This is a genomic window from Sedimentisphaera cyanobacteriorum, from assembly GCF_001997385.1.
In the GTDB taxonomy this organism is placed as follows: domain Bacteria; phylum Planctomycetota; class Phycisphaerae; order Sedimentisphaerales; family Sedimentisphaeraceae; genus Sedimentisphaera; species Sedimentisphaera cyanobacteriorum.
On the sequence record NZ_CP019633.1, the window covers coordinates 2,515,849 to 2,530,051 of the forward strand.

12 protein-coding genes are annotated in these 14,203 nt (G+C 45.9%); 8 read left to right on the plus strand and 4 right to left on the minus strand.

Going from position 1 to position 14,203, the window contains the following annotated elements; genetic code table 11:
• The first annotated feature begins 3 nt into the window (after nucleotides 1-3).
• The 7 genes from L21SP3_RS10120 to proB all read left to right on the plus strand — a co-directional run bounded on the left by L21SP3_RS10120 (nucleotide 4) and on the right by proB (nucleotide 9,333).
• Nucleotides 4-699, plus strand: coding sequence for a cytochrome c biogenesis CcdA family protein (locus L21SP3_RS10120; protein ID WP_077541147.1), 696 nt, complete (start codon nucleotides 4-6; stop codon nucleotides 697-699).
• A 25-nt stretch (nucleotides 700-724) separates the two neighbouring features.
• A complete protein-coding gene (locus L21SP3_RS10125) occupies nucleotides 725-1,162 on the plus strand; it encodes an arsenate reductase ArsC (RefSeq protein ID WP_077541149.1) in 438 nt (145 codons plus the stop codon).
• Nucleotides 1,163-1,506: 344 nt separating this feature from the next.
• Complete coding sequence (locus tag L21SP3_RS10130; RefSeq protein WP_077541161.1) at nucleotides 1,507-3,024, plus strand: sulfatase family protein; 1,518 nt, start codon at nucleotides 1,507-1,509, stop codon at nucleotides 3,022-3,024.
• 72 nt (nucleotides 3,025-3,096) lie between these two features.
• Nucleotides 3,097-3,810 carry a hypothetical protein gene (locus tag L21SP3_RS10135; RefSeq protein WP_077541163.1) on the plus strand — a complete coding sequence of 238 codons (714 nt, stop codon included), beginning with the start codon at nucleotides 3,097-3,099 and terminating at the stop codon, nucleotides 3,808-3,810.
• Nucleotides 3,811-3,828: 18 nt separating this feature from the next.
• Nucleotides 3,829-6,705 (plus strand): hypothetical protein, encoded by a 2,877-nt coding sequence (locus L21SP3_RS10140; RefSeq protein ID WP_123785183.1) that lies wholly within the window; start codon nucleotides 3,829-3,831, stop codon nucleotides 6,703-6,705.
• Nucleotides 6,706-6,789: 84 nt separating this feature from the next.
• The gene (locus L21SP3_RS10145) at nucleotides 6,790-7,944 is read left to right on the plus strand and encodes a TlpA family protein disulfide reductase (RefSeq protein WP_077541167.1); all 1,155 of its coding nucleotides are present in this window, start codon (nucleotides 6,790-6,792) and stop codon (nucleotides 7,942-7,944) included.
• 288 nt (nucleotides 7,945-8,232) lie between these two features.
• Complete coding sequence (gene proB / locus L21SP3_RS10150; protein ID WP_077541169.1) at nucleotides 8,233-9,333, plus strand: glutamate 5-kinase; 1,101 nt, start codon at nucleotides 8,233-8,235, stop codon at nucleotides 9,331-9,333.
• A gap of 103 nt (nucleotides 9,334-9,436) precedes the next feature.
• Here proB and L21SP3_RS10155 read toward each other — a convergent pair whose 3' ends face one another.
• Nucleotides 9,437-10,540: an SUMF1/EgtB/PvdO family nonheme iron enzyme gene (locus tag L21SP3_RS10155; protein ID WP_077541171.1), complete on the minus strand. Its 1,104-nt coding sequence runs from the start codon at nucleotides 10,538-10,540 to the stop codon at nucleotides 9,437-9,439.
• A 233-nt stretch (nucleotides 10,541-10,773) separates the two neighbouring features.
• Between L21SP3_RS10155 and L21SP3_RS10160 the strand changes: the two genes are divergently transcribed.
• On the plus strand, nucleotides 10,774-11,748 hold the full coding sequence (locus L21SP3_RS10160) for an alpha/beta hydrolase (protein WP_077541173.1): 975 nt from the start codon (nucleotides 10,774-10,776) through the stop codon (nucleotides 11,746-11,748).
• Here L21SP3_RS10160 and L21SP3_RS10165 read toward each other — a convergent pair.
• The 3 genes from L21SP3_RS10165 to rbfA form a co-directional block, all read right to left on the minus strand.
• On the minus strand, nucleotides 11,745-12,497 hold the full coding sequence (locus L21SP3_RS10165) for a YebC/PmpR family DNA-binding transcriptional regulator (RefSeq protein ID WP_077541175.1): 753 nt from the start codon (nucleotides 12,495-12,497) through the stop codon (nucleotides 11,745-11,747). The genes L21SP3_RS10160 and L21SP3_RS10165 overlap by 4 nt on opposite strands.
• A 63-nt stretch (nucleotides 12,498-12,560) precedes the next feature.
• A complete protein-coding gene (locus L21SP3_RS11860; protein ID WP_118084547.1) occupies nucleotides 12,561-13,757 on the minus strand; it encodes a hypothetical protein in 1,197 nt (398 codons plus the stop codon).
• 27 nt (nucleotides 13,758-13,784) lie between these two features.
• Nucleotides 13,785-14,183: a 30S ribosome-binding factor RbfA gene (rbfA, locus tag L21SP3_RS10175; RefSeq protein ID WP_077541177.1), complete on the minus strand. Its 399-nt coding sequence runs from the start codon at nucleotides 14,181-14,183 to the stop codon at nucleotides 13,785-13,787.
• Between the last annotated feature and the right edge of the window lie 20 nt (nucleotides 14,184-14,203).

Consider the following 14,203-nt stretch of genomic DNA (forward strand, 5'->3'; position numbering starts at 1 on the left):
CTTATGCAGGAGCTTTTCATCCAACTAACCAATGCGGTAGAAGGGACGTGGTATATTGCAGTTGCTGCCTCGTTTATGTGGGGGATATTGAGCATAATCCTTAGCCCGTGCCATCTTGCCAGCATACCTTTGATCATCGGTTTTATTGATGAGCAGGGGCGGATGTCTGCGAAGCGGGCGTTCTGGATCTCAGCCTTGTTTTCCCTCGGTATTCTCATTACCATCGGGGCAATCGGGGCTATTACCGCGGCAGCCGGCCGGATGATGGGAGACGTTGGCCAATACGGAAACTATTTTGTAGCATTGATCTTTTTTGCGGTAGGGCTGTATTTGCTTGAGGTTTTGCCGAATCCGTTTTCTGCTCCCGGCCAGGTTGGTATGAAACGCAAAGGGATGCTGGCTGCTTTTATATTAGGCCTTGTATTTGGAATCGCTTTAGGTCCGTGTACATTTGCGTATATGGCTCCTATGCTGGGCATAACTTTCAAACTTGCCTCCACGAATCTCACCTACGGAATCATTCTTCTTCTCGCTTACGGGATAGGCCATTGCTCGGTGATCGTATTTGCAGGGACATTCACAGAGGTTGTCCAGCGATATATGAATTGGAATGAAAAATCCAAAGGAGCGTTAATTCTTAAGAAAGTATGCGGAGCCCTTGTAATTGCAGGCGGGCTCTGGCTGATTTATACCGCTTGAAAAATAAAACACAAAAAAGGGATCAATGGAAGACAAAGAAAATCTTAAAGTGCTGTTCCTGTGTACAGGCAATTCCTGCCGCAGCCAGATGGCTGAAGGCTGGGCAAGAAATCTAAAAAGCGATTGCATCGAACCGTATTCTGCCGGTATCGAAACGCACGGGCTTAACCCAAATGCCGTGAAGGTGATGGCCGAGGCGGGCGTGGATATTTCCGGCCATCGCTCAAAACATCTTAACGAATTGAGAAATATTGAATTTGATTATGTGGTAACAGTCTGCGGGCATGCCAATGAAAACTGCCCGATGTTCCCCGGGAAGACAAAAGTTGTTCATGCCGGCTTTGAAGACCCGCCTAAGCTCGCTGAAGATGCCGCCACAGTTGAAGAGGCTCTAAACTGCTATCGAAAAGTTAGAGATGAAATTAAAGAGTTCGTTTTAAGGCTGCCGCAGTATCTCACTTAACAGAATAATTATGATAAAACCAGCCTAAACTGCTTACCGAAAATCAGAATAGGAAAACATTAATGCCTAAACTACTTTTCATTTTATCTCCATCAGCTTCAAAACAGTTATAATGTTTTCAACTTATGGCCGGAATAGATTATCACTTAGGGGAAAGTACTTCCATAAATTCCTGCAGATTTCGGTTCTGCAAGCTGCGAGGAAGCTTTGAAACGGAGATTCAGTTAACCTGATTACAGGCCGCTCTTTGGTTCATATTTCTTGACTTAGCCCCGGGAAAGCTTAGTCTAAAAGATTAATGCAATCTCAGTTTAAGGAGAGCTCGGTTAGAACCGGCAAAAATTATGAAACGAAGAAATTTTATCAAGCAGGCTGCATTAGCTGCAGGTTCGGCGCTGGCAGCCCCCTGTCTCTACGGCATGTCAGATAATCTCCCCGAAAGCAAAGCAGCAGGAGCAATGCAAAGCGGCGGAAAGCCGAATATTGTGTTCATTATGGCAGACGATATGGGGTACGGCGATCTTGGCTGCCTGAATCGGGATTCGAAGATCCCAACGCCTAATATGGACATGCTCGCGGAAGAAGGAATGCGTTTTACCGATGCCCACACCCCATCCGCTGTATGCACACCCACCAGATACGGCGTTCTAACAGGACGCTACTGCTGGAGAACGAGGCTTAAAAAAGGCGTTCTCTGGGGCTACAGCCGCCGTCTTATAAAGCCGGGCAGGACAACCGTTGCCTCTATGCTCAAAGACAGCGGCTATCATACCGCCTGCGTGGGCAAATGGCACCTCGGGCTTACCGACAGCGAGCCGGCAGATTATTCAAAGCCGCTTCGCCCTGGGCCGAACGAGGCCGGCTTCGACTACTGGTTCGGAATTCCCGCATCGCTTGATATGAAGCCGTACTGCTTCATCGAAAACGGCCTTCCAACTAAACCTCTAACGGACAAAATTAAAGGCGAATCCCTGCCTCGTTTTTACCGCACGGGAAAGGCTTCTCCGGGGTTTGATGTGGATGATGTTATGCCTAAAATCACCGAGAAAGCCTGCTCTTTTATAGATAATCACAAAGTCGAGCAGGGAGAAAAGCCTTTCTTCCTTTATTTTCCCCTATCAGCGCCGCACCAACCGTGGGTTCCGCTTGAAAAAAACGAACAGAGAAGCAAGGCCGGCGTTTACGGCGATTTCGTTACGCTTGTGGATGATGCTGTGGGCAAGGTTGTTGGAAAGCTCGAGGAAAACGGATACAGGCAAAACACCCTCATTATAGTTACCAGCGACAACGGCTCTCGAATACAACGTATTGGAAAGTTCAACAACGGCGTATCCGATGAATCCAAGCACAATTTCGGGCATGATGCTAATTATATCTACAGAGGCCAAAAGGCAGACGTTTGGGACGGGGGACACAGAGTACCGTTTATCGCCCGCTGGTTGAGGGTTGTAAAGCAGGGCTCCAAATGCGAGAAGCCAATATGCCTTGTGGATCTTTTCGCCTCCTGTGCAGAGATTACCGGGCATAGAATGAAAGACAATGAGGGCGAAGACAGCTTCAGTTTCCTCCCGTTTTTAAGAGGGGAAAAACCGTCCGGAGAGCTCCGCAAGGCAATAGTTCACCATTCTGTCAGCGGCAAATTTGCGATCAGAAGAGGGCGATGGAAATACATAGACTGCAAAGGCTCAGGCGGCTGGACAAAAGGCGGCGACGACAAGCCTGCCCAGCTATACGATATGCAGAAAGACCCCGACGAAACAGACAACCTCTACGGCAAGCCGGAGTATGAAAAGACTGTTAAAGAAATGAAAAGTCTGCTCGAAAAATATAAATCTCAGGGCTTCAGCAGACCGATGCAATAATATTGCAGCCGCTTTGCGCACTGTTTAACTTTGTGAAAGCGGGGGGATGCTGGCCGAAAAATGCATTGAATATTGAAAAGAAAAATCGGCAACAGAAAAATTCTTTCCATTTTGCTCTTGGAGCTGGTTCTCATTGGCCTTCTGTTTTGGATGAGCCCTTCAATGAAGGAAAATAAAAGCTCAATCCAAGAACCAGAGCTGAAAGAAAGGCCTGTATTTATCAAACGGGATGCAGTGATTAACGGAGTACCCTGCAAAATCTTCATAGACATCCAAGACGGCAAAACTGTTAATAAGCGGATGGGATTTCTACGCAGCTCTTTGAATAGAGAGCTTGTATTGAAAGAGCTCAAAATTTTAATCAACTCTGAAAACCAAAAGCGAATTAAGAATACTCAGGGCTCCCAAGATGATAACAGAGGCATTCAGGAAAGTCTTTTCAGCAGTGAAATGTTTAATCAGAAGCTTTTTGGAGATATGTCTAATATAACATCCGTTAGGGTGAGGAAATTTACCTGCGTGCTGGAGGACGCTAAAAATCCTGTGGTTGAAATACGGGCGAACCAAGCTGAGATTGGCCAAAAGGGCAGCATAAGATTAACCGCCGGAGTTAGAATAAAAACTGATTCAGGTGTTCTTTATCAATGCAGGCAGGCCTTGTGGGACATTGAAAATTCTGAGATAAAACTTCAGGGCAAATATGCCAGAAATTTTGGCGGGGAAAAAAGCCTTGGGAAAAACTTTACTTTATGTTATAATTTCCCTGTTTTTAAGGATAATTTTTAACAGATTGGAGAGTTAATTATGAGTTTGGTTAGGAGCATTCTTTTGATTTCGTCTTTGCTGTGCGTATCTGCACGGGCAGATTATCTCACAGTTGCAAAGTCTGAGTTAAGCGAAGGAACCCTTTCAGGAATCCGAATGGCTCATCAGGTTTGTAAGGTGGCTAAAAACGACCCTGATTACAACAGCGATACGCGGGAATTTCGATTTGTAGATGCATTGAGCAGGCTCGGTGTGTTTTTCGTTGAGGATGACGGAGAGGATGTAAACAGCATTCTGGAGCTGGCCGGACTTTACGGGCTGGAAGTGAGCGGGAATGATTTTGATTATCTGAGCTTCAGCTGCCCCGCGAACAATCGTCAATCCTACCAAATCCCTGACACCGCTCCAGATGCCGAAGAATTGGAGCAGCTCTGCAATTCTTGGATTAAGCCGGAATTGGATGCCGTCATAGATATGCTGGATTCTATTGAAAGCCCGGAGGGTGATAAGTTTTCTATAATATTCACCACGGGCGAGACCGGCCTTGAAAACGATCTTAGAGCCGGCTACGGAGAGGTGCTTATTGTTAAGGGTTTAGCAAAAATTCTGCGCGGTTTTTTCGAGGAACCCGCATACAGCTTGGATATTCAAAATCTTGACGCGCTGATTCAGAACATTGCCAACGAAAGCTTCAGCGCAGCCCAGCTTTTAGAGCCAAACCTTGAATTTCTCACCCTTCTCTCAACAATTGAAGACCCGGATAAGGGCAAAAGTGTTCAGCTTCAGAACAAAACCTATCTAATCGAAGGAATGGATTATCTATTGGAAGCAATAGATTACATAAAAAATGACAATTACAGCCAGCCGGGAGTGGACAGGTTCGTGTTTATTGCAGAGGAAGACGTCGATATTGTTGAGTTTTATGAGGATAAGATTTCAGAGGTGAGAGATTCTCTGGCTAACGATAATATCGCAGAGCTCCAGATATCGGAGGGGAAAGAGTACGCCTTGCAGAATTCGCCGGACGACGGAATTTCCCTGCTGCCGGGCAGCTCTCTAAAGGCGGAACTGATGCAAATAGACGTTTTATACCAAGGAGAGCTTGAGCTGGTGTATGAGGGGGATACAGGGCAGCAGCAAAAGACATATCAGTTAGAAAGCGGTACAGTATTTTCCGACTATGTAGATCTCTCTTTCGAGTCTGGCTTCTTTACATTCTTCATAGACCAGAGCAAAGAAAATATCACCGAAGGATATCTCAGCGACTGGGAGGAAGCGATAGAAATCACTGGAATAACCGGCAGCCTTGCCGGGAGCTTCGCAGGAGAACAGATCACATTTGACCTGAACCCTGCTTACGGGTCTGAGAGATTCCCCGAGCCGATTAGTCCGAGAGACTGCCTCCCTGAATTCAACAAATGGAACATGCCCGCTGCATACACTGTAGGAAGCGGTATGGATAACGACCCAACACTTGGCGGGATCCTCCCCAACGTTACCCACAACGACTGGCTTTCAGCTTTCGACAATCTCCAGCCCAGCGGGAGGGTTAATATATATCCTGCTGACCCATGGCAGATTTACAAAAGCTGGGACGGCTCAGCTGAAATCTCATACTGGCTGGATGAACAGCTCGTATTCAAAGACGCAGCAGGGGAAGTGCCGCAAGAGGAAATCAATCCAGATATAAGCGAATTGTATCTGGCTTATGAGGGCAGCACGCTTTATGGATGCATAGCAATTGAAGATATGCAGGAAATTGAGGGTATCTACTTCGATGAGAAATGCAGCTATGAGATAATATTCAGTCCGTCTGCTTACTATCCGGAAACGAAAGGGGCAGTAAAAATTAATCTGGATGGAACACAATACTCCTATCAGGAATGGAAATACGACTGGTATGAATACTGGGAATCCGATTTGAATAGAGAAGTATATATCTACAGCAGTGATAAAGGAATATACTTCACGCTTACGGATTCCTCAGATTCTCCAACGCTTCCGCCGATAACGGGCAAGTATATTACTGTAAATTCCCTTTGCGGGGATGAATGGAACTACGAGTATATCGACTATAATCCAACTCAGCTAATCACCGGGAAAATGGGAACAGTACAGGGAACTGTAAACAGCAGCACAATCCCTGATAGCAGATTCTTCGTTCAGGCCTACACCAATAAGGCTGAACCTGAAGATAGTATGGCTGATTTTGCAGTAATACAAGGTGCGGGAGATTTTGAACTTGAACTGCCGATGGGATTTGAAGGTTATATCAGGGCATACTGCTCAATTTTCGCATTTGAGAACCCCTTCGAGGTTGGCTCAGAGCTGATATGCGAAAACGTAATAGAATTCAGGCAGTGGAAGGAGAATTCATCCTGCGGGAGCATAAACGTTGAATATCCGGAGATTATCAAGCCCGGAGAAACGCTCAGCTTTGAAGACGTTGACGGGGCATCGGGCAGTATTATCGCCCTTGATCTCTTGGCCGGCCAGGAATACTCGCTGGATTTCTCTTCAACTCAAGAGCTTGATATTGAAATCTACGAGCCGGACGCCAGAACCAACAACTCCTATTACTCAAACAATTTTTCATTTATACCCGAATATTCAGGGAGGTATTTCGTTAAAATAACCGATGATTATTACGCACAAGAAAGCGCGGTATTTGATTTTTCTGCCGGGCTCACAAGCGAATATGAGCCTTTGCCGGCTGATATCGCCAATGATAAAGGCATAGGATCGCAGGATGGATATGTGGATGAGCTGGATATGCTTGCTCTTTCAGATAAATGGCTCAGCTCAGCAAACAAGAATTCGTGGGCAGGCTTTGCAGATTTTTCCGAAGACAGTATTGTGAATCTAAAAGATTTTGCCCGCCTCTGTCTTTTCTGGTACACTTATGCGGTCGAATGAACAAAAATTCAATGTGAAAAGTAAAAGAATTTTAATACATTGAACGGGTGAATCGTTAATTAGGAATTAAACACAGGAGAATTTATGAGATTTTTGCCGGTCGTTTTCCTATCGGCCATGTTAGCAGGGTTATGCATTGCCCAGCCTGAAGGCAAAGACGCCAAGGCTAAAAGTATGCTTGAAGACGTTAAGGCGGCAATTTCCGCACGAGAAGACTTTCTGAAAAATGGAAGACCCGAAAGGCCGGACTACCGCTCAGCACCAAATGATCAGGTGCGTCAGCAGATGTTCGAGAAATACCGCAGCAGATTTCAGGATTACAGAGATCAGGTGTGGAAAAAGAGCTTGGATGTTCTCGATAAATCACGAAAACTTTATAACAAATACCCCCGCACAAAGCAGGCTGAGAGGATAATCCCCGAGGCAGTGAATATCCTCGGGCTTATCGGGTCAGACCCGCAGACAGCGGCCGAATTTGAAGACTTCTACACAAAATTGCTCAAGCACAATTCAGTTGGCAAGCGTTTTATAGAAACACTGCTTGAATACCGAGTTCGCAGGATGGGCTCGATAATACAATCCGAAACCGTTACAGGCGAGGATAAGTCCGCCGAGGTAAAAGAGCAGGTTGAAAAGCTCATAGAGGACATAGATTCGGTTGCGGGGCGATTCAAGGGTGTAGAAACTTTTCCGAATACCGCCCTCACTCTCGCTCAGGAAATGATGTACTACGAGCCTTCTCTGGCAGAACCGCTTGTTGAGGTTTGCGAAAAATACGGCGGAGAGATGGTAAAAGAGAAGCTCGCAGGCCTGAAGAAAAAGCTCGATATGCTCGGCAGCAAGCTGGAGATGAATCTTGAAACCCTCGACGGCAAGGAAATTTCCCTCTCAGACTACCGGGGCGATGTTGTGCTGGTTGATTTCTGGGCAACTTGGTGCGGGCCTTGTGTTGAGAAAGTCCCGCATTTGAAGGATGTTTACGAGAAATACAGCGACAAGGGCTTTGAAATCCTCGCAATCAGCCTCGATAACAGCAAAGAAGATTTGAAGAACTTCATAAAAGAACATGAAATGGAATGGCCTCAGCACTTCGACGGCAAGAGCTGGGAGAATGAGTATGTGAAGAAATTCAACATTCGGGGCATTCCAACGATGTGGCTTGTGGATAAAAAGGGGCGATTAGCAGATATGAATGCGTCAAGCAGGCTGGAAGAAAAGGTCAAAGAGCTTATGCAGTAATAAAGATTCAGGGCGGTTTTCGAGCCGCCCTTTTTAATTTATTCCAAAACGTTTGCGGCAATTTTTTTGGGCAAAATTCAAATCATCATTCTGCAATGCTGTGCGGAATTTTTTGCCGCACGTGGAGTCCGCCGCAGGCAAACTGGCTCAGCCAAAAACACATTTTCCGCATCAGAATAAAATTGTCGCACACTCCCACAGCCATCAAACCACAAAATACTTGTTAAAATATCAAACCTCTCTAAAATTCCCTTCAAAGCAATATATTAGGATTTTAGATTTTTACTGATGCGAAATTTTTCAGAAATAAAACGTATAGTTGTAAAGATAGGCACCAACACGCTCAAAGGTGAAAACGGGATCAACAGCGCTCTTATCGTTGATATCGCAAGGCAGGTAAGAAAACTGCACGAAAAGGGCTTTGAGGTTCTGCTTGTAAGCTCGGGTGCTATAGGCATGGGAGCGGGCAGGCTCGGGCTGAGCTCCAAGGTTAAGTCAATCAGGATGAGGCAGGCCTGCGCTGCTATAGGCCAGCCGCTTTTGATGTATGAATATTCAAAGGCATTCGAGATTTACGATATTGTAATCTCGCAGGTGCTTCTCACTGCTTGGGTGATGGACAACAGGACATCTTATCTGAATTTGAGAAATGCAGTAGAAAAGCTTCTGTCTCTTGGGAGCGTTCCGATAATAAACGAAAATGACAGCATCAGCACAGACGAAATTCAAAGCGCATTCGGCGATAACGACCGGCTCAGCGCGCTTGTTGCGAGCAAGGTGGATGCGGATCTTCTGGTAATGCTTTCTGATATAGACCGTCTCTACACCAAAGACCCGAGAAAACACGAAGATGCTGAGCCGCTGAAGGTTGTAGAGCAGCTCACCGATGAACACAGGAGTTATGCAGGCGAGAGCGGGTCTGAATTTGCCACGGGGGGAATGAAAACCAAACTCGATGCGATAAAAATCGCTTCAGACTCAGACTGCAGGGTGATAATCACAAGCGGAGAGCTTGAAAACGTGCTTCTGAAAATAATCGACGGCGAGGATATCGGCACGCTCTTTATGCCTCAGAGAAAGCTCGGGAGCAAGGCACGCTGGATACTCAACACCACCCCCGCCGGCAGAATTGAGCTCGATGCGGGAGCGATGAAAGCTATCAAGAACCACAAAAGCCTTCTGCCCAAGGGAATTGTATCTGTTGAAGGCGTGTTTGAGGCGGGCAGTGTGGTATCGCTTTCCGGCGAGGCGAAGGCCGTAACAACAATGAGCAGCGATGAGCTCAGCTCGCTTATCGGCAAACACAGCAGCGAAATACGAAAGATCCTCGGAAGCGAGCGAAAAGACGTTGTAGCCCTGCCGGAGGATATCGTATTTATTGAAAGCTGAAGCTATTCAGTCAGCCTGTAATGCGCAGATCTATTCCGCTGAGAATTCACAGTAGTAATGAATTCGTGAAATATAAAACAGGCTGGCGTATCAGCGGCTGAAATTATTCATCCAGAGCAGCTCTGAAGCCGTAGTTATGGCTCATAAAGGCTTTTTGCTGATAAATCTTAAGTGAAACAGTGCAATAGATCTTATCGTTGCTCCAGCCGCCGCCCTGCAAGGTTTTGTAATTGCCGACAGCGCCGCAATCTGTCCATTCGCAAACATTTCCTGACATATCGCAGAGCCCGTAGCCAAACTCGCCGAAATAACCTGCTGAAGATGTGTACGGAAAGGCTGAGAAGCCTTCAGGATTGGCGAAAGTCCCGCCGCCTGAATAGTTGGCTTTGGAGAAATCTATCGATGCTCCAGTTGCATACACGTATGACCCGTCGAAATCTGCAGCCGCCTGCCATTCAAAATCTGTGGGCAGTCGATACCAGCTGTAGTAGTCGCAGAAGGCCTTTGCTCCATAATAGCTCAGGCAAGCAACGGGAAATCCGGTAACATCCTGCCCTTCGAACGTTTCCACATAGAAAACCTCGCCAGACCATGCAATCTGACTTGAGGGGTTGGTGGTATCGTAATATACAAGGTCGTTCTGTTCGTCTGCGCCTGTAATTAAGCCGTCAACCAATTTAATATCCCCGCTTGCAGCAGCTTCATTAAGATACTGGCAGTATTGGGCGTTTGTGGTTTCGTATTTGCTCATATAACCTGTGAAACCGCCTTGACCGTCGATCGAGTTGCCGCTTGGGTCTTTCATATTAGACCCGTCATCCTCGATATAAACCCAAGTCATTCCGAGGGGATCGCCAACAGCACCTTCAGAGACAAGCAGATCAACCTCACTGCCCGGGGAAACATTTTCACCGCCGGCGGGAGTTTGGCTGATAATATACCCCTTCGGAACAGAATCGTGGTATCGCTGTGATAAAGTTCCCACAATCAGCTCGGCAGAGAGTATGGCAGCTTCGCCATCATTATAAACCATCCCTTCAACATCAGGTACCTGAACAAACTCAACTTCCAGCCAGTGCATACAGAGGCGAGAGAAATCTTCAATGTCAACAATTCCGTCGTTGTTTATATCGCTTGCCGGATCCCAGACAGCAGAAACTGTTGCTGCGATAAAGAGGATTGATACTAAAAAAATAAGATACTTCATTTTATTCTCCTTTAAAACCTAAAAACAATACAAAATTATCTACAGCCATTCTACCACTAATTCGTCACGTTCAAAGCTTTTTTTAGAAAAATCGAAAAAAACTTTTAGCCTTGCCGCTTGAAGTAAAGCGTTATATTTATTGAAATGAACAGCGATTTTATCTCGTCTTATATGCCGAACAATGTTATTCTTGATGCTCAAAACGGAGCAGATCTTTTATAAAGGGAGAAAATATGAAAAACGTTACTATATTGTTTGTAATTCTTCTTCAGCTGGCTTTATCGGCAGGGAGCGGGAGAAATGAGGTCTGCATAGAATGGGTTTCAAAGGCGTTAAAGGCAGAGGGCTTGGAACACAAAACCTTTCAGAGCGATATAATCGAAGGGGAGGCCAGCTTTCATATTTACCTGCCAAAGCAGTATTATCAGAGTCCGGAGAAGCGTTTGCCAGTTATGTACTGGCTTCACGGGAGCGGGGGAAAGCCTTCACAAGATTACAGGGCAGGCGGAGGCAGAGGGCCTGCGGCGATCTCAAAGCATTTCGGCACAGCTATGCAGGAAGGCAAAATACCGCCAATGATTATTGTATATCCCAACGGTCTTCGAAAGGGAATGTGGGTGGATTCGAAAGACGGGAAAACCCCAGTAGAATCGCTCGTTATCAAGGAGCTTATCCCGCATATAGACAAAAATTTCCGAACAATCGCCGATAATTCAGGGCGTTTGATTGCAGGCCACAGCGCTGGCGGATACGGAGCTGCAAGGCTTGGATTCAAATACCCCGAGCTCTTCTGCGCTGTTTCGATGCGCGGGGCAGGGCCGCTTCAGGAGGTATTCGTCCCTGAGAGAGGGCCGGAAGGCAATGCCCGCACCCGAGGGCGGGTTCTAAGGAAAATTTACGGCTCAGATCAGGAATACTTCAAGAGATTAAGCCCGCTTTATCTTGCAGAGAAAAACGCAGAGAAGATTCGCAAAAATCTTCAAATCCGTCAGATTATAGGCGAAAAAGACTATTGCCTGCCGGCGAATATCGAATTCCACAGGCATTTGGAGGCGCTTGATATCCCTCATGAGTTTACAATTTTAGATAGTGTAAAACACGACACCCATCAGCTAATGCAAGTTCTCGGGGAATCTTCCAGCTATTGGCAGTTTTATCGGTCTGTTTTCGGGTCTCTCAAGACTTTTGAGCAGGCGGAGAGCCGTTAAGACTCAATCTGCTGCATAACAGAATCGGGTATATCGAAGTTCGAGTACACGTTCTGCACATCATCGTGCTCTTCGAAAGACTCTATCAGAGCAAGAATTTTCCTTGCCTTCTCGGGGTCTGATATTTCCACGTTGTTATCTGGAATCATAGAAACCTCAGCGCTTTCCACTTCAATGCCGGCATCATCTATCGCTGATTTGAGGTCGTTGTATGCCTCAGGAGCGCAGTTTATCTCGTACATATCGCCGTGATTTTCCATATCATTCGCCCCGCTGCTTAGGGCAAGATCCATAAGCTCTTCCTCATCAGCCTTATCAGCAGAAATAAGGATTACGCCCTTCTTGGCAAACATATAGTTTACGCAGCCGCTGGTTCCCATAGAACCGCCTCTCTTTTCAAAGAGCTTCCGGATCTCGGGGGCTGTTCTGTTTCTGTTGTCTGTAAGTGCATCAACCATTACAGCCACACCGCCAGGCGCGTAGCCCTCATACAACGCTTCCTCAAAGCTCACAGCCCCGAACTCGCCGGTGCCCTTTTTGATGGCCTTTTCGATAGTATCTTTGGGCATATTGGCCTGCTTGCCCTTGTCGATGGCGTAACGCAGGGGCAGATTCGTGTTCGGATCGCCACCGCCGTTCTTGGCGGCTACCATAATCAAGCGGGAAATCTTGCTCCATATTTTGCCGCGTTTGGCGTCGTTTGCAGCTTTTTTGTGTTTAATTCCAGCCCAGTGTGAATGACCTGCCATTTATGTTAATTCCTTAAATTAAAATCGTTATATGTTACAAATCTCAAATATGAGACGTTCAGTTCAGCTTTTCTTTCTTGTCTTCTTTGTTTTAGCGGAAGCCTTTTTGCCGGCAGATACGCTTTTTGAAGTCTTGCCTGAAGTTTTCTTCGCTGCAGTTTTCTTTTTGGAAGCAGTTTTTTTAGAAGCGGTTTTCTTTGAAGAAGTTTTCTTGGATGCTGAGGTCTTTTTGGAAGCAGTTTTCTTGGCAGAGCTTCCAGATGCCTTCTTCTTCGCTGCTGAAGAGCTCTTCTTGTCTGCGGTTTTCTTGGTTGTCTTTTTAGTCGTTTTCTTAGCTGCCTTTTTTGCGGATTTCTTGGCTGTCTTGGTTTTTGAAGCAGGTTTTGCTTTTTCAGAGCTCTCAGCGTCTGATGATTTCTTCTTTGAGGCAGTCTTTTTCGAAGAGGCCTTTTTCGTTGAAATTTTCTTTGCAGGAGACTTCTTCGGGGATGCCTTTCCAGCCGATTTCTTTGCGGCTTTCTTATCAGAAGCAGCAGCCTTTTTCTTTGCCGAGCTTCCAGATGCCTTCTTCTTTGCTGTTTTCTTGCTGGTTTTCTTCGAGGCAGTCTTATTTTTCTCAGAAGACTTTTTCTTTTTCATTTCTTTTTCTTCATACTCAGCAGCAAGCTCTCTGAGCATATAAAAAGTTTTTTCTGTATCTTTGCTGGTAATCTGCCTTACAACGAAATTTTTTATTTCTCTCCTGCTGGAGTCTGGATGAACGAGCTGCTCGCTTTTGAGCATATCTTCAATGCTCTGATTTACAGGCAAAACGTGTGAATGCTTGAGGAAGAGCAGTACATAATCTATTGCAAACTCAGAGATTCCGCCCACATCATCAAGTATCTGCTTGGCCTGCTTTTTGCCGGCTTCATCAAGCTCTTCGAGGGTGGTTCTGTCGAGATTTGTAAAAATAGAGTTTAGGGTGTTTATAAGGGCGTCGGAGATCTCTCTCTGCAAATCAGGGTTTACCCCTGCATTATCAATAATAGAAATAATCTCTTCGTTCCTCGAGACCCTTAGGTCGTTCCAGTCAACAAAGTGCTCACGCATAAGCTCAATGCACTTATCCACCATCTTTTCAGAAACAAACTCGCTCAAAATCCCTCTAACGATGCAGTCTGTATTGGTGGGGAACTGGGGTGATTCGTAATTCCTGTCTTGCAAAGACTTTTTAAGAAATTTTTTCAGCTTTTCTGAATACTGCTTGGAGTTTTTCATTTACAACTGCCCTTAATTCGGGGTCAACTATTCTTTTTCTTCAGGTTTATCTTCAGCCTCGGTGTCGTTCTGGTGAAGCTCTTTGGATATCTTATCTATTATTTTCAGCGTTTCATTAGTCTGGTCTTGTTTGACATCCTGATGGAGTGTTATCAATGGGCAGAATCTCATTTTCAGCTCGCCGGCGATTTCAGACTGAATAAAGCCCCTTGCATGGGCTATGGCTTTGAATGAAAGCCTGCTTTCTTCTTCCGAAACGCCGAAACAGCTCAGGAAAACATCCGCATAACGCATGTCCGGCGATAACTCCACTGAATTGACGCTTACAAACGACTTTATTCTCGGGTCCTGAAGCTCCCTGATAGCCTCGCTTACAATATCTCGGATAACTCTGGCCACCCGAAGCTGCCTTCTGGAACTGTTCATATAGCACCAGCCTTCTAAGG